Origin of the sequence: Acidiphilium sp. 34-64-41 (assembly GCF_002282635.1) — a bacterium.
Taxonomy (GTDB): domain Bacteria; phylum Pseudomonadota; class Alphaproteobacteria; order Acetobacterales; family Acetobacteraceae; genus Acidiphilium; species Acidiphilium rubrum.
The window spans coordinates 33,734-48,707 of sequence record NZ_NCJX01000018.1; the positions used below are offsets into that span (position 1 = coordinate 33,734).

The 14,974-nt window shown below is 66.6% G+C and carries 14 protein-coding genes; 9 read left to right on the forward strand and 5 right to left on the reverse strand.

What is annotated here, in order from left to right; all coding sequences use genetic code 11:
- Window position 1 precedes the first annotated feature (1 nt).
- From B7X49_RS05695 to B7X49_RS05705, 3 genes are all read right to left on the reverse strand, one after another.
- Window positions 2–937 (reverse strand): FAD-binding protein, encoded by a 936-nt coding sequence (locus B7X49_RS05695; RefSeq protein ID WP_286703871.1) that lies wholly within the window; start codon window positions 935–937, stop codon window positions 2–4.
- Between the two features lie 2 nt (window positions 938–939).
- The gene (locus tag B7X49_RS05700; RefSeq protein ID WP_286703872.1) at window positions 940–1,689 is read right to left on the reverse strand and encodes an electron transfer flavoprotein subunit beta/FixA family protein; all 750 of its coding nucleotides are present in this window, start codon (window positions 1,687–1,689) and stop codon (window positions 940–942) included.
- Window positions 1,690–1,812: 123 nt separating this feature from the next.
- Complete coding sequence (locus B7X49_RS05705) at window positions 1,813–4,938, reverse strand: AsmA-like C-terminal region-containing protein (RefSeq protein WP_286703873.1); 3,126 nt, start codon at window positions 4,936–4,938, stop codon at window positions 1,813–1,815.
- 17 nt (window positions 4,939–4,955) lie between these two features.
- On the opposite strand from B7X49_RS05705, the gene B7X49_RS05710 reads away from it, so the two are divergent.
- The 9 genes from B7X49_RS05710 to B7X49_RS05750 all read left to right on the forward strand — a co-directional run bounded on the left by B7X49_RS05710 (window position 4,956) and on the right by B7X49_RS05750 (window position 13,941).
- Complete coding sequence (locus B7X49_RS05710; RefSeq protein WP_286838568.1) at window positions 4,956–6,707, forward strand: hypothetical protein; 1,752 nt, start codon at window positions 4,956–4,958, stop codon at window positions 6,705–6,707.
- The gene (locus B7X49_RS05715; protein WP_286838577.1) at window positions 6,637–7,854 is read left to right on the forward strand and encodes a hypothetical protein; all 1,218 of its coding nucleotides are present in this window, start codon (window positions 6,637–6,639) and stop codon (window positions 7,852–7,854) included. Before B7X49_RS05710 ends, B7X49_RS05715 begins: the two co-directional genes overlap by 71 nt.
- Window positions 7,845–8,312, forward strand: coding sequence for a thioredoxin-dependent thiol peroxidase (bcp, locus tag B7X49_RS05720; RefSeq protein ID WP_286703876.1), 468 nt, complete (start codon window positions 7,845–7,847; stop codon window positions 8,310–8,312). The genes B7X49_RS05715 and bcp overlap by 10 nt, the downstream gene beginning before the upstream one ends.
- Window positions 8,309–8,809 carry a disulfide bond formation protein B gene (locus tag B7X49_RS05725; RefSeq protein ID WP_286703877.1) on the forward strand — a complete coding sequence of 167 codons (501 nt, stop codon included), beginning with the start codon at window positions 8,309–8,311 and terminating at the stop codon, window positions 8,807–8,809. Before bcp ends, B7X49_RS05725 begins: the two co-directional genes overlap by 4 nt.
- The gene (locus tag B7X49_RS05730) at window positions 8,806–9,363 is read left to right on the forward strand and encodes a demethoxyubiquinone hydroxylase family protein (RefSeq protein WP_286838572.1); all 558 of its coding nucleotides are present in this window, start codon (window positions 8,806–8,808) and stop codon (window positions 9,361–9,363) included. The genes B7X49_RS05725 and B7X49_RS05730 overlap by 4 nt, the downstream gene beginning before the upstream one ends.
- A gap of 213 nt (window positions 9,364–9,576) precedes the next feature.
- Window positions 9,577–10,212, forward strand: coding sequence for a TetR family transcriptional regulator (locus B7X49_RS05735; protein ID WP_286703879.1), 636 nt, complete (start codon window positions 9,577–9,579; stop codon window positions 10,210–10,212).
- Window positions 10,213–10,432: 220 nt separating this feature from the next.
- Entirely contained in the window at window positions 10,433–10,909 is a 477-nt protein-coding gene (locus tag B7X49_RS05740; RefSeq protein ID WP_029311164.1) for a phasin family protein, read from the forward strand.
- Between the two features lie 48 nt (window positions 10,910–10,957).
- Complete coding sequence (gene uvrB / locus B7X49_RS05745; protein WP_286703880.1) at window positions 10,958–13,138, forward strand: excinuclease ABC subunit UvrB; 2,181 nt, start codon at window positions 10,958–10,960, stop codon at window positions 13,136–13,138.
- On the forward strand, window positions 13,135–13,941 hold the full coding sequence (locus tag B7X49_RS05750; protein ID WP_286703881.1) for an EipB family protein: 807 nt from the start codon (window positions 13,135–13,137) through the stop codon (window positions 13,939–13,941). Before uvrB ends, B7X49_RS05750 begins: the two co-directional genes overlap by 4 nt.
- 98 nt (window positions 13,942–14,039) lie before the next feature.
- Here the strand turns inward: B7X49_RS05750 and B7X49_RS05755 are convergent, their stop codons facing one another.
- Both B7X49_RS05755 and B7X49_RS05760 read right to left on the reverse strand, forming a co-directional pair.
- Entirely contained in the window at window positions 14,040–14,717 is a 678-nt protein-coding gene (locus B7X49_RS05755; protein WP_286703882.1) for a hypothetical protein, read from the reverse strand.
- Window positions 14,714–14,851: a hypothetical protein gene (locus B7X49_RS05760; protein WP_286703883.1), complete on the reverse strand. Its 138-nt coding sequence runs from the start codon at window positions 14,849–14,851 to the stop codon at window positions 14,714–14,716. Before B7X49_RS05760 ends, B7X49_RS05755 begins: the two co-directional genes overlap by 4 nt.
- Window positions 14,852–14,974 lie beyond the last annotated feature (123 nt).

Here is a 14,974-nt window from a genome sequence, read left to right on the forward strand (position 1 = left end):
GTCAGCCGAGTTCCTTTTCAAGCTCGGGCAATATGGTGAACAGATCGCCCACCAGCCCGTAATCGGCCACCTGGAAAATCGGCGCGTCCTCATCCTTGTTGATCGCGACGATCACTTTGGAATCCTTCATGCCGGCCAGATGCTGGATGGCGCCCGAAATACCGACCGCCATATAGAGATCCGGTGCGACGATCTTGCCGGTCTGGCCGACCTGGTAATCGTTCGGCACGAACCCGGCATCGACCGCCGCGCGCGATGCGCCGACGGCGGCGTGCAGCCTGTCGGCCACCGGGTCGAGCAGCTTGGTGAAATTATCGCCGTTCTGCATGCCGCGACCGCCCGAGATCACGATTTTCGCCGCCGTCAGTTCGGGGCGTTCGCTTTTCGACAACTCGGCGCTGATGAATTTCGATGTGGTGTTGGCCATGCCCGCGTCGATCGTCTCGATCGCGCCGGTGCCGCCGGTTGCCGCCGCCGGATCGAAGCTCGCGGCGCGCACGGTGATCAGTTTTTTCGCATCCGATGATTTCACCGTCGCCAGCGCATTGCCGGCATAGATCGGGCGGACGAAGGTGTCGGCATCGATCACTTCGGCGATGTCGCTGATCGGCTGCACATCGAGCAGGGCGGCCGCGCGCGGCATCACGTTCTTGCCGATCGCGGTGGAGGCCGCGAGAATATGGCTGTAATCGCCCGCGAGTTTGACGATCAGATCGGCCAGCGGTTCGGCCAGCGCATGGGCATAGGCCGGCCCGTCGGCGACCAGCACTTTCGCAACCCCTGCGATCGCGGCGGCGGCCTTGGCCGCTTCGCCAACGCCTTCACCGGCGATCAATGCGTGCACGGTGCCGAGTTTCAGCGCCGCCGCCACGGCACTGCGCGCGGGCTGCTTGATGCCGTGCTCGTCATGATCGAGCAGAACCAGAACATTTGCCATGGTCAGATCACCTTCGCTTCGTTGCGGAGTTTTTCGACGAGTTCATGCACCGAGCCCACTTTGATGCCGGCCTGGCGCTTGGGCGGTTCCATCACCGTCACGGTGGTCAGGCGCGGCGCGGGATCGACGCCGAGGTCTGCCGGCTTGATCGTCTCGATCGGTTTTTTACGCGCCTTCATGATATTGGGCAGCGAGGCATAGCGCGGTTCGTTGAGCCGCAGATCGCTGGTGACGACGGCCGGCAGGGTGAGTGAAATCGTCTCGAGCCCGCCGTCGATCTCGCGGATCACGGTGGCGTGGTCGCCCTCGATGGTGAGCTTGCTGGCGAAGGTGCCCTGTGGCCAGCCGAGCAGGGCGGCGAGCATCTGGCCGGTGGCGTTCATGTCGTCATCGATCGCCTGCTTGCCCATGATGACCATGCGCGGCTGTTCGCGCTCGACCAACGCTTTCAGCAGCTTGGCGACCGCCAGCGGTTGCAGTTCGGCGTCGGTCTCGACCAGAATGCCGCGATCGGCCCCCATGGCGAGGGCGGTGCGCAGCGTTTCCTGGCAGGCGGCAACCCCCATCGACACTGCGATAATTTCGGTGGCAATGCCTTTTTCGCGCAGCCGCACCGCTTCCTCGACCGCGATTTCATCGAACGGGTTCATCGACATTTTGACCCCGGCGAGTTCGACGCCGGAATGGTCGGATTTGACCCGGACCTTGACGTTGTAATCGACGACGCGCTTGACCGGAACAAGAAGCTTCATGGTTTCACCATTCGGAGCGGTTGCATTGAAGTGTTGAGCGGACTGACGAAACGACGGGGGATGGATGATCTATTGACGATCGCCCCGCAAGTCAATGTATAGGGATGTTTCCTGCCGCATACGTTATGGCTTGGCGGTCGCCGGCGCGTTGAACACGCCGAAAATTTCGCGCAGAAACCCCGGTGTGAGCGCCGCGAGCGGATTGACCACGATATTCGGGTTGGCAAACGGCCCGACCACGCTGTAGCGCGCCGCGAACAGCCCGCTGCCCTTTTCCGGGCTGAACAATTTGCCGATCAGCGGAATCCGCCCCGGCAGCGTGTTCAGCGCATAGGCGGGCACGATGGTGCCGGACAGATCATAGCGTTTCTGCCGCACATCGATGGTGCCGGTCGCGGTAAAGCCGAGCGAGGCGGAATAGGCGCGCCCGCTGCCCAGCCGCACGATCGGGCCGGTGATGCTGAACGGCGCGGTCAACCGCGTGATCGCAAGCCCTGGGCCGGAGGTTGCGGCCGGCACGCCATAGAGCGACATTCCCTGCAACACTTTCGCGATCACCGGTGCGTGGCGCAGCCGGAAGTCGGTGATCACCGCCTGGCCCGCGGTCGTGGCACCGCGCGTCACGGCGTTCAGCACCAATTTGCCCTGAGCGATATCGCCGGTGGTGCCGATTGCCGCGAACAGCGCCCCGGCGTTACCCGCTGTGAGCCTCACCGTGTCAGCGCCGGCGTGCCGGCCGAATTGCAGCCGCGCGTCGTGATCGGGGTCGGTCCGCACCACGGCGTTCATCGTCGCCAGCGCGCCGGCGTTGCCGGTCGCGTCGATATGCACGCCGCCCAGCGCGGGGGCCGGGGCCTTCTGCAGGCGGATGCGGTCGAACGCGGCGCGCAACCGCCAGGGCAGGGCAGGGGGCGTGGGCGGATTCGATGCCGGCGCACTGGCGGCGGCCGGATGCGACGGATTCGCGGCGTTCAGCGCGGCGGATAAATCGAGCGTCGGCCCGGCCAGGGCCAGCACCCAGGGCGCGCCCGCGCGGTCGGGCGGGGTCAGCTTGCCGGTCGCACTGGTGCCGCCCAGCCGCGCCGCGCTGATCACCAGGGCACCGCCCCTGGTTTCGCCGCGCAACGCCAGCCCGGCCGCGCCGATATCCACGGATTGTACGGCGCGCGGCCGGCCGTTGCGCAGCACCAGCCCCAGCATCGCGTGCCCCGCGGCACCGGCCGGTTTGCGCCAACCCGCCACCGGCAGCGCCAGCGCAACCGGCGTGAGATCGGCGGTGAGGTCGAGCGTGCCGCGCCCCTTCGCAGCGCGATAGGCGATCGCGAGCGGCGCCGCCCCGCCCTGCCACAGCCCGGTGCTAGCGCCCAGTTTCGCGAGCAAGGGGCGCCCGACGGTGGTATCGGCCTTCAGGGTGAAATCGCCGTTCGGCAGCGCCATCGCCGCATGAAACCGCGCCCGCTCGCCGGCCAGCATCCCATCGCCCTGCATCGAGAATCGGTCGAGCGCGGCGTTCAGCACCATCTGCCCCTGGTCGAGGGCGAGCCCCGCCACCGGCAAGGGCAGATGCAACCGGCCAAGCTTGACGCGTGCGGCCAGTTTCACATCCGCCAGCGTCACGTGTTTGGTCAGCCGGATCCCAGCGTCGATCCCGGCGTTCAGCGTACCGGTGGCGCCCGCCAGGGCGATGCCGCGCGCCGCCAATTTCAGCGGCGGCGCATCGAGCAGCGGCACCGCCGCGGCCGCATTGCCGCTCAGTTGCGCCAGCACCAGCGACGTCTGATCATGATGGCTCAGCAACGAAATGATCATCCGGCCGACCAGATCGAGCCCGCCCAGCCGCCCGGATGTGGCCTGGATCATCAGGATATCCTGATCGATGAACCGCAGCGTGCCGGCGAGTCCGGTCATCGGCACCGCGTGCTTGAACCATTTCAGCGTGACGCCGGTCGCCGCAAACCCGCCGCTTAAGTGATCGAGCCGCACGATCCGGTCAGGCGGCGCGAGCGTGAACCGCGCATCGAACACGCCGTCGCGCGCGGTCCCGGCCACGACATGATTGACCACGTATTTCCGCGGCCCGCGCGCCAGCGCCAACGGCCAGTCGCCCGGCAGTTCGGCCGCCGTCACGTGGTCCACCCTTGCTTTAATCTCGCCGGGCATCGTGCCGGTCAACCCGACCGTGCCGCTCAGCCGCGCGGTCGGCCCCGGCGCACGACCGATGCCGGCCAGCGTGAGCCGCGCGTGTTCCAGCGTCGCGGTCTGCGGCGTCGCGGTGAGCGCCGCCGTGATGGCGGATACCGCGATCACGCTGCCGCCCGCGCGCACATGGCCGGGGCCTGCCTGCAGCGCCACACCGAGTCGCGCCGGCGCGCGCGGGCCGATCGGCCAGCGCACCGTCAGCGTGACCGGCAGATCCGCCCGCGCCAATTCCGCCTGCTGCGGCGCGATCATCGCCGGATCGACCGGACCCAGCACCGCCTGCACCGTGCCCAGCCCCGCCGCACCGGTAATGCCGATCACGATCGGCGCCGTGCTGGCGCCATGCCGCAATACGGCCCGCGCAGCACCGTGAAGCCGACCTGCGGCGCTGTGCGTCAAATCGAGTCGTGCGTCGTCCGCAGCGAGCACCAGCCCGTCCGCCGGGTCATCGAGCGAAACATGCGCATGCGTGATGCTGATCCGCCGCAGCGCCGCGAGGTCGAGCCCCCCGGCCCGCGGCATCTGCGCGAAGCTGCCGAGCAGCCGACCCAGCCAAGCGGCCGCATCCGCGAACCCGGTCTGGCCCGATGGCGGTGGTTGTGCCGTCTCGGCGCTGCCCGGACTGCTGTTTGGCCGCACCACCACCGCGGTCCGGCGCGCGATGATCTCGATCGGCGCAATCCGCCCGCGCAGCAGCAAAATCGGCGACAGCGTGATCCGCAACCGCGACAGGCGTGCCGCGATCGCGCCGTGCCGCCCGAAAATCGCAATGTCGGACAGGCGCAGATCGATCGGCGCGCCGCCCCGGTTGAACCCCTCCCACGCCAGCCCGGCCTGCCCGATCGTGACGATGCTGCCCGGCATCGCCGCCGTCGCCGCCGCCGCAATCCGGCTTGCCAGCGCCGGCAGTTCGACCGGCCCGCGCGCCAGCCGCCAGGCCGCCGCACCGATCAGCAGCATCACTACCAGCGCCAGCGTGCCGATCAGCCGCAGCGCATGATGGCTGACCTGCCCCGCGACCGCGCCGCCTTGACGAAACCACCGCCTCATCGAACACTGGACCGGGCATGCAACGACCCCGCGCCTCCTTGACCGGCCTGCCGCCGCCAGCCGATGCCGCCGCGGCGGCGCGGCTGATCGAGGATTTCACCGCACTCGGCCGCACCGAGGCACGATTCGCCGCCTCCCGCGCCGGGCTCGCGGCCTTGCAGGCGCTCGGCGGCAACGCGCCCTATCTTGCCGGTCTCGCCCTGCGCGAGCCGGATATTCTGATCGGTACGACCCAACAATCCGCCGCCGCGATGCTCACAACCGTCATGGCCACGCTGCGCGCCACGGCGCCGGGCGCGCCGAGGCCGCACATCGCGCGCGCCCTGCGCGCCGCGAAACGCCGCGCCGCCCTCGCGATTGCCCTGGCCGATCTCGCCGGGCAATGGCGCGTTGAGGCGGTGACCCTGGCCTTGTCCGATCTGGCCGATCAGAGCATCGCCGTCGCCCTGCGCCATCTGCTGCGCGGCCTGCACGAGCGCGGCACGATCATCCTGCCCGATCCGGCGCAGCCCGAGGCCGGCAGCCACTTCGCCGTCCTCGGCATGGGCAAGCTCGGCGCGCGTGAGTTGAATTATTCCAGCGATATCGACCTCGTGCTCCTGTTCGACCCGTCATGTCGGGTTTACCGGGATGACGCGCAATCCGCCATGGCGCGTCTCGCGCGCGATTTCGTGCCTTTGCTCGCCGAGCGCGATGCCGATGGCATGGTGTTCCGGGTCGATCTGCGTCTGCGCCCGGATCCTGCCGCGACGCCCCCGGTCATCAGCCTCGCCGCCGCGCTCACCTATTACGAAAGCCACGGCCGCACCTGGGAACGCGCCGCCTTTTCCAAGGCACGCCCGGTCGCCGGCGACATCGGCTTCGGCGCGGCCTTTCTCGAACAGATCCGCCCGTTCATCTGGCGCCGCAATCTCGATTTTGCCGCGATCAGCGAAATCCACGACATGAAACGCCGGATCGACCGGCGCTATCGCGATACGCCCGGCCATTTGCTCGGCCGTGACGTGAAGCTCGGGCGCGGCGGCATTCGTGAAATCGAATTCATCGTCCAGACGCTCGAACTGGTCTGGGGCGGCCACGAACCCGCCCTGCGCATCCCGGCAACCCTGCCCGGCCTGCGCGCGCTCGCCGCCGCGCAACACCTGCCGCGCCCCGTGGTCCGCCAGTTGAGCGCGGCCTACCGGCGGCTGCGCAGCATCGAGCATCGCCTGCAGATGATCGACGATCGCCAGACCCACCGCCTGCCCGAAAGCGATGCCGGCTTCGCGGCCTTCGCGATCTTCATGGGCGAGCCGGACGCCGCCCGCTTCGCCGCCCGGCTCGATGCGCTGTTCGAGCAGGTCCACGGCCATTTCGCCGCGTTTTTCGATACCGATGCCGGTGCCGGTGTGGAGCTCGACCCCGGCGAAACCGGTGCAGCACCCATGGCTTTCCGCGATCACGCCGCCACGCTCGGCTTCAAGGACACGGCGCATCTGGTCGAGCGCCTGCGCGCCTGGCGCAGCGGCACGCTGCCCGCCCTGCGCGCCGCCCGCGCCCGCGCGCTGCTCGATGCGCTGCTGCCCGCGCTGTTCGCCGCCCTGGCCCGCCAACCCGACCCCGATCTCGCGTTCCGCCGGTTCGATCAGATGCTGGAACGCCAGCGCGCCCGCACCGCTGGCCGATCACCTCGCCGCCCATCCCGGCGCGCTCGATGCGCTGCTCGCCCCGGTCGCCCGCTTCACCAAACCCGCCCCGGTCCTGCGCCGCCTGCTGCGCGAGGCCGATGATCTCGAACTCACGGTCAATGCGCTGCGCCGCTTCGTCCGGCGCGAGGAGTTTCATTTGGCGGTCGCCACCCTCGAACGCCGGATCGATGTCGATCAGGCCGGTGCCTGGCGGTCCGATCTGGCGCGCGCCGCCATGGTCGCGCTGCTGCCCCGCGTGATGGCCGATTTCGCCCGGCGCTACGGCGCGCTGCGCGGCGGCCGCTTTGCCATCGTCGCCCTCGGCCGCGCCGGTGCCGGCGAGATGCAGCCGGGCTCGGACCTCGACCTGATGCTGATCTACGATCATCCGCCCGCCGGGCCGCAGACCACCCGGCTGCCGGCCAGCCAGTATTTCAGCCGCCTCGCCCAGGCGCTGGTTGGCGCGATCACCGCCCCCGGCGCGGAGGGGCCGATCTACCCGGTCGACATGCGGCTGCGCCCCTCCGGCAACAAAGGCCCGGTCGCGGTCTCGCTCGCCGCCTTCCGCCACTACCACGCGGAGACCGCGTGGACCTGGGAACGCCTGGCCCTGACGCGCGCCCGCGTGATCGCCGCGACCCGCGGCTTCGCACCCGTGGTCGAAGCCGCGATCCGCACATCGCTGTGCCGCGCGGTCGATCCCGCCACCATCCGGGCCGACACCATCGCGATGCGCGCCCGCCTCGCGGCCGATGCGCCACCCTCCGGCCCGTTCGACCTGAAACACCGGGCGGGCGGCATGATGGAACTCGGCTTCATCGTCGAGGCACTCCAACTCATCCACGGCCGAACCATCCCCGCGCTGTTCCAGCCCGGCACCGCCGCGGCGCTGGCCGCCCTCGCCGAAGCCGGCATCATGACGGCGACCGAGGCCGATGCCCTGACCGAAGCCGACCATTGGTTCCGCGCCGTGCAGGCCATGCGCCGCATCACCGGTCTGGCCGCGCCGACGCAGGATGCCGCCCCGGCATCGCTGGCCCCCATCCTCGCCGCCGCCGGTGCGCTTGATTTTACCGCGCTGATCGCCAGGATGGAGGAACAGGCCACGGTGGTGCGGCGCGCCTTCATCCGCCACCTCGGCGACCCCGATCACGTTACACCCGATCACGTCACACCCGATCACGTCACACCCGCTCACGTCACAATCGACAGCAGCGAACCCGCAGGAGATACGACCCGATGGAACTGACCGCAGGCAGCCACTCCCCCGCGTTCTCGATGCCGGCCACCGCCGGCCGCACCGTCTCGCTCGAAGGCTTCAAGGGCAAGCCCTTCGTGCTCTATTTCTACCCCAAGGCCGACACGCCCGGCTGCACCAAGGAAGCCTGCGCCTTTCAGGAGGCCTTGCCCCAACTCGGCCACATCGGCATCGAAGTGGTTGGCGTCTCGAAGGATAAAATGCCCGCGCTCGAAAAATTCGCCGCCAAATACAACCTCACCTTCCCGCTCGCCTCGGATGAAGCCGGCACGGTGGTCGAGGCGTTCGGCGCCTGGGTCGAAAAATCGATGTACGGCAAGAAATACATGGGCATCGACCGTTCGACCTTCCTGATCGACAAAACCGGCACCATCGCCCAGGTCTGGCGCAGCGTGAAAGTGCCCGGCCACGCCAAGGCCGTGATGGACGCGGTCGCGGCACTGGCATGAGTGCGACCAGCCTGCTCCGCGCGCCCCGGGCCACCACCCGCGAGGCCGGCCTCGCGCTGGCCGCCGCCGGGCTGTTCGCGCTCGGCATGGCCTATTTCGCCGAATTCGTCCTGCACATGATCCCGTGTCCGCTCTGCTACATCGAGCGCTGGCCCTACCGGATCATCGTCGGGCTCGGCCTGATCGCCGCCTTCGCGCCGCCGAAATTCGCCCGCATCCTGCTCGGCCTCGCGGTCCTGACCATGCTGGGCGATGTCGCCATCGCCTTCGTGCATGTCGGTGCCGAGCAGCATTGGTGGAAAAGCCCGCTCCCGGAATGCAACATCGCCCCGCCCGGCTTCGGTGCCATGCCGCTGCGCCCATCGGCCTCGTGCGATGACCCGGTCTATCTGATCCAAGGCCTGCCGATCAGCTTCGCCACGATGGATTTGATCTACGCCCTGGCTGTTGCTGCGGCCATTGCTGCCTATTTGAGAGCAAGTCGTTGGAGAGCATGATGAACGAACAAGCCGAAACCACCCGCCTGCCGGGCGACCCCACCGAGCGCGCCGCGCTCGCACGGATGATCCGCGTCGATCACGCCGGTGAATACGGCGCCAAACAAATCTACGCCGGCCAGCTCGCCGTGCTCGGCCGCTCCCGCCACGGCGACACGCTGCGCCACATGCAGCAGCAGGAGCAGCATCATCTCGACACGTTTTCGCGACTGATCATCGAACGCCGGGTCCGCCCCACCGCGCTGCTGCCGTTCTGGCGCGTCGCCGGCTTCGCGCTCGGCGCCGTCACCGCCGCAATGGGTTCGCGCGCCGCAATGGCCTGCACCGTCGCGGTCGAGGAGACCATCGATGCGCATTACGCCGCCCAGACCGCCGAACTCGGCGAGGACGAAGGCGTCCTGCGCGCCCTGATCGAGGAGTTCCGCGCCGAAGAACTCGAACACCGCGACATCGGCCTCGCGAACGAGGCGGAGCAGGCGCCGTTCTACAAGTTGTTGTCTGCCGTAATCCGGACCGGGTGCAAGGTGGCGATTGCGGCGAGTGAGCGGGTTTGAAGGACAGGAGAGTCTTCTTTTTTGTGAACAAAAAAGAAGCAAAAAAAACTTTGTTAATCTGGGCCCGTGCCGTTTCAAACGCCCGTGCCCCAGCGTCAGAAAGTTTTTTGCTTCTGTTTTCCAAAAAAGAAGCGCTTGCTTTCTGATGTCCACCTTCGACCCCACAACCGGTTTTGATTGGCAGAACCAAGCTTTAACCCTACATATCGAGACATGAGCAAAGACAATTTCGAGCGTGATCTCATCAAGGCCGCTTTTGATCTCGCGGCCCAGCAAGGCTGGCGCCGGGTGTCCGTCGCCGCCGCGGCAAGGCACGGCGGCCTCGAACTCGCCAAGGCGCGCCGCCATTTTTCCTGCACCGGCATGATCCTGGCGAAATTCGGCCGCGCGGCCGATGTTCACGCCCTGCACGGTGCGATGACCGATGGCCTGGTGCGCGACCGCCTGTTCGACATCATCATGCGCAGGTTCGACTATCTGCAGCAGCATCGCGAGGGCGTGATCGCGCTGATCCGCTTCGCGCCGACCGACCCGTTGCTCGCTCTCTGGCTGCAACGCACCAACCTCGCCTCGATGGGCTGGATTCTCGAAGGGGCAGGGGTCTCATCGCGCGGCCTGCGCGGCGCCCTGCGCAAGCGCGGCCTGCTCGCCGTCTCCGCCTGGGCCCTGCGCGCCTGGATGCGCGATGACAGCGAAGACCTGTCCGCGACGATGGCCGCACTCGATGTCGCGCTCATGCGCGCCGACCAGGCCGCCACCCAATTCTCGACCGCCTCCGCCAGCGCGCCGGACCCCACGGTGGAGCCGGATGCGCCGTTTGCGCTCGATGATCCGGCTCGGTCCGATTGAGGCCGGGGCTGGTCGTAAGGGAAGGGAAGGACTTCTTTTTTTGAAAAAAAAGAAGCAAAAAAACTTTTATTCGCTGGGTATGCGCTCGTGAAAGCGGTTTCGTGTCGCCGTTTTCCTGGCGTTCGAAATGGCCTCGCGCTTTCCGACGCGCAGGTCTAATCTGATCCACCAGGTGCCAAATCCAGGCCCGACCCAAGCAACAAACGAGAGGATACCGTCCATGGCCGACCAACCAAAATCCAAATCGAAGGCAGCCGGTGCCGAGGCCAACCCGATGACGATGTTCATGCCCGATTTCGATTTCACCAAGGCCTTCGCCGCGATGAAATCACCCGCCATGCCCGGCATGGAAGTCGTGCTGAGCGCCTATCGCCGCAATCTCGAAGCCCTGTCGGAAGCCAATCGCGTCGCCCTCGAAGGCGCGCAGGCGGTGGCACGGCGCCATATGGAAATCATGCAGCGCACGATGACCGACCTCACCGAGCAGATGCGCGGCGTCAACGTGAACGACACGCCGCAGGCGCGCGCCACCAAACAGGCGGAATTGCTCAAACACGCCTATGAAACCGCCGTCGCCAACATGCGCGACCTCGGCGACCTGATCCAGCGATCGAACCACGATGCGGTCGAAAAACTCAATCGCCGCTTTTCCGAAGCAATGGATGAAATGAAAACCCTGATCGACAAAAAATCTTGACCCTGGCCCGATCTTGCAGAAACGGCGCGGCGTGGTGATATAATTCCGATGTCGCAAGCGATCATCACCCCGCCGCGCCTGCAATTCATCCCGGCCCGCCAGAGCGCCCGGCCGATGCACAAGCCGCTGCGCATCGCCTCGGATTACCAGCCGGCGGGCGATCAGCCCGCCGCCATCGCCGAGCTGGTGCGCGGCATCGAAGCCCACGAGCGCGATCAGGTGCTGCTCGGCGTCACCGGCTCAGGCAAGACCTTCACCATGGCCAAGGTGATCGAGGCGGTGCAACGCCCTGCTTTGGTGCTCGCGCCGAACAAGACGCTGGCCGCCCAGCTCTACGCCGAAATGAAGTCGTTCTTTCCGGATAACGCGGTCGAATACTTCGTATCCTACTACGATTACTACCAGCCCGAAGCCTATGTGCCGCGCACCGACACCTATATCGAGAAGGATGCGCAGATCAACGAAGCGATCGACCGGATGCGCCACGCCGCCACCCAGGCATTGCTCGAGCGCGGCGATGTCATCATTGTCGCCTCGGTCTCCTGCATCTACGGCATCGGCTCGGTTGAAACCTACAGCCAGATGGTCGTGCGCCTCGAAGTCGGCGGCCGGATCGACCGCGATCGCCTGGCCAAGGCGCTGGTCGAACTGCAATACCGCCGCAACGACGCCGCCTTTCAGCGCGGCACCTTCCGCCTGCGCGGCGAAACCGTCGATATCTTTCCCAGCCAGTACGAAGACCGCGCCTGGCGGGTGAGCCTGTTCGGCGACGAGATTGAAAGCATCGCCGAATTCGACCCGCTTACCGGCGAGCGAATGGCCGACCTCACCTCGATCGCGGTCTATGCCAACAGCCATTACGTGACGCCGCGCCCAACGCTTGGCCAGGCGATCGGCAAGATCAAGGCCGAGCTGAAAACCCGCCTCGCGGAATTGTCCGAACAGGGCAAGCTGCTCGAGGTCGAGCGGTTGCAGCAGCGCACCACTTTCGACATCGAAATGATGGAAACCACCGGTGCGTGCAAGGGGATCGAGAATTACTCCCGCTACCTGTCCGGCCGCGAACCCGGCGATCCGCCGCCCACCTTGTTCGAATACCTGCCGGAAAACGCCTTGCTGATCGTCGATGAAAGCCACGTCACCGTGCCGCAGATCGGCGGCATGTACAAAGGCGATTTCGCGCGCAAATCCGTGCTGTCGGATTTCGGCTTCCGCCTGCCCTCCTGCATCGATAACCGCCCCCTGAAATTCGAGGAATGGGAACGCTTCCGCCCGCAGACCACTTTCGTCTCCGCAACCCCCGGCCCGTGGGAGATGGAGCGTGTCGGCGGCGTGTTCGCCGAACAGGTGATCCGCCCGACCGGTCTGGTCGACCCGATGGTCGAGGTGCGCCCGGTCGAACATCAGGTCGATGATCTGCTGGCCGAATGCCGCGCGACCGCTCAGGCCGGCGGCCGCGTGCTGGTCACCACACTGACCAAGCGCATGTCCGAAGACCTGACCGAGTATCTGACCGAGCAGGGCGTCAAGGTCCGCTATCTCCATTCCGATATCGATACGCTGGAACGCATCGAGATCATCCGCGATCTTCGCCTTGGTGTGTACGACGTGCTGGTCGGCATCAACCTGCTGCGCGAAGGGCTCGATATTCCCGAATGCATGTTAGTCGCGATTCTCGATGCCGATAAGGAAGGCTTCCTGCGCTCCGCGACATCCCTGGTGCAGACCATCGGCCGCGCCGCGCGCAATATCGATGGCCGCGTTATTCTCTACGCCGATACCATGACCCGCAGCCTCACCTACGCGATCGGCGAAACCGAGCGCCGGCGCATCAAACAAACCGCCTGGAACGAGGCACATGGCATCACGCCGCAGAGCGTCAAAAAACACATCGGCGAAATCCTGCATTCGGTCTATGAACAGGATTACGTCACCGTTGCCCCGATCAAGGACAGTCTGACCACCGAGTTCGTCGGCAAGGATCTGAAATCGACCATGGCTGAACTGGAGAAACGGATGCGCAACGCAGCGGCCGATCTGGAATTCGAGGAGGCAGCCCGCCTGCGCGACGAAATCAAGCGCATCGAGGCGCTCGAACTCGGCCTCGCCCCACCGCCGGTGCCGAGCGCGCGCCGCCCGCGCGACCGCACACCCGAACCGCTCGGCCCCGGCGGCGGCGGTTACGACCCGGATAAACGGCGTGGCGGCAAGCGGGGGCGTGGCCGATGAAAACCATCCTCCTGGCCGGCTGCGCCTGTTGCATCGCCACCGCCGCGCTCGCCGCCGCACCGGTCAAACTCACCGGCCAGAACGCGACCTATACGCTCGCGCTCTCGAAAGTCCGTGGCCACTCGGTCACCGGTGCCACCGGTCGTTTGCAGTTCAACGTGCTCGAAACCTGCAACGCCTACACCGTCAGCCAACGCATGACGCTGCTGATCCGCAACCAGGACGGCAGTCTGAGCCGCACGGTCAGCAATTACGATACCTGGGAAAGCAAAGGCGGCCATCGGCTCACCTTCGTGCTGCGCCAGACCGAAGGCGGCAAGACCAAAGTCGAGGATCAGGGCAGCGCCACCACCGGCCCCGCCGGCGGCGAAGTGCATTATCTGGTGCCCAAGGGCAAGGTGGTGAAATTGCCGCCCGGCACCCTGTTTCCGATGGCGCATACACGCCAGATCCTGCTCGCCGCCGCCGCCGGCAAACCCTATATCGACCCGCCTTTGTTCGACGGTACCTCGACCCACGGTGCCGAACATACGTTCGTCGCCATCCTCGGCCAGCGCAAACCCGCGCACAGCAAATTCCCCTCCCTCGCGGTCCTGCCGTCAACTCTGGTCGACATCGGATTTTTCCGCCGCACCAATAACGACACCGAACCCGATTTCCGCACCCAGATGCGCTACTACACCAATGGCGTGTCGCGTGACGTCAGGCTCGATTTCGGCAATTTCGTGCTCCACGGCGATCTGACCTCACTCACCGTGCCACCCGAGGCCTGCCCCGGCAAAACAACGCCGCGCCACCCGTAGGCAACGCCCCCAACCCAGCGCTCACTCCAGCAAAAAGGGCGATGATCATGCGATCATCGCCCTTGGCGCTTGCCGAGCCCGATCCGTGGGCCGTGCGCTCAGTCCGACGTGTCGGACGTACTCTCCGGCGATGTGGTGGTTTCCGCAGGCTTGCGCGCGGCTCGCTTGGTCGTTTTGGCCGGTGTCGCGGCTTTCGTTGCAGCCGGTTTCGCCGCCATCGGCTTCGGTGCGGCGGCGCGCGGCGTGGGGGTCTTGCGCGCCGTGCTGGTCGCCTTGCCGTTCACGGTCTTGCGCGTCGTCGCGGCGGTCCGCTTGGCGGCAGGCTTTGCGGCGGCGGTTTTCGCGGCCGGTTTCGCGGCAGCCTTCGCAACGGTCTTCTTGGCGGCAGCAGGCTTCGCAGCGGTCGCCTTGGCCGCTGGCTTCGCCTTGGGTGAAGCGGCCTTCGCTGCGGGTGCCTTGGTCGCCTTCGCGGCCGGTTTCGCGGCAGCGGTCTTGGCAGCCGGTTTCGCAGCCGGCTTGGCCGCGGCCTTCGCTGTCGTGGTCTTCGCGGCGGGTTTCGCTGCGGCCTTGGCGGCCGGCTTCGCCGCAGCCTTGGCCGGTGCCTTGGTGGCGGGTTTTTTCGCAACGGCTTTCGGCGTCGCGATCTTGGCAGCGACAACCTTGGTCTTTGCCTTGGCGGTTGATTTCACCGGCGCGGCCTTGGTCGCTGGTTTGGCGGTCTTGGTCGCGGCACGCATCGCCATCGGCTGTGCGCGGTATTCGGTTTCAGTGGTCACGAGACTGCTCCTTCGGTCGAGGTTGTAGGTAACACGGGCAACACGCCCCCATGGACGACGGCCGGCACGTCGATAACAATCATGCGCAGCCGCGTAACAACGGATTTCATCACACGAATGATCATCAGGATCACCGCCGGATCGATCGCTTTACAGTCATGCGTGCCTATCCGGTTGACTCAGACACCCACTAGGGCTAGTGGCCCCCGCCATGGCGGCCATTGACATTCACCAGCGTGACGAACTGGCTTTCCCCC

Coding starts and splice junctions, on each gene's coding strand:
- B7X49_RS05705 (WP_286703873.1), bottom strand. CDS start 4,938: ATGAGGCGGTGGTTTCGTCAAGGCGGCGCGGTCGCGGGGCAGGTCAGC.
- B7X49_RS05735 (WP_286703879.1), top strand. CDS start 9,577: ATGAGCAAAGACAATTTCGAGCGTGATCTCATCAAGGCCGCTTTTGAT.
- B7X49_RS05700 (WP_286703872.1), bottom strand. CDS start 1,689: ATGAAGCTTCTTGTTCCGGTCAAGCGCGTCGTCGATTACAACGTCAAG.
- bcp (WP_286703876.1), top strand. CDS start 7,845: ATGGAACTGACCGCAGGCAGCCACTCCCCCGCGTTCTCGATGCCGGCC.
- B7X49_RS05740 (WP_029311164.1), top strand. CDS start 10,433: ATGGCCGACCAACCAAAATCCAAATCGAAGGCAGCCGGTGCCGAGGCC.
- B7X49_RS05730 (WP_286838572.1), top strand. CDS start 8,806: ATGATGAACGAACAAGCCGAAACCACCCGCCTGCCGGGCGACCCCACC.
- uvrB (WP_286703880.1), top strand. CDS start 10,958: ATGTCGCAAGCGATCATCACCCCGCCGCGCCTGCAATTCATCCCGGCC.
- B7X49_RS05695 (WP_286703871.1), bottom strand. CDS start 937: ATGGCAAATGTTCTGGTTCTGCTCGATCATGACGAGCACGGCATCAAG.
- B7X49_RS05710 (WP_286838568.1), top strand. CDS start 4,956: ATGCAACGACCCCGCGCCTCCTTGACCGGCCTGCCGCCGCCAGCCGAT.
- B7X49_RS05725 (WP_286703877.1), top strand. CDS start 8,309: ATGAGTGCGACCAGCCTGCTCCGCGCGCCCCGGGCCACCACCCGCGAG.
- B7X49_RS05750 (WP_286703881.1), top strand. CDS start 13,135: ATGAAAACCATCCTCCTGGCCGGCTGCGCCTGTTGCATCGCCACCGCC.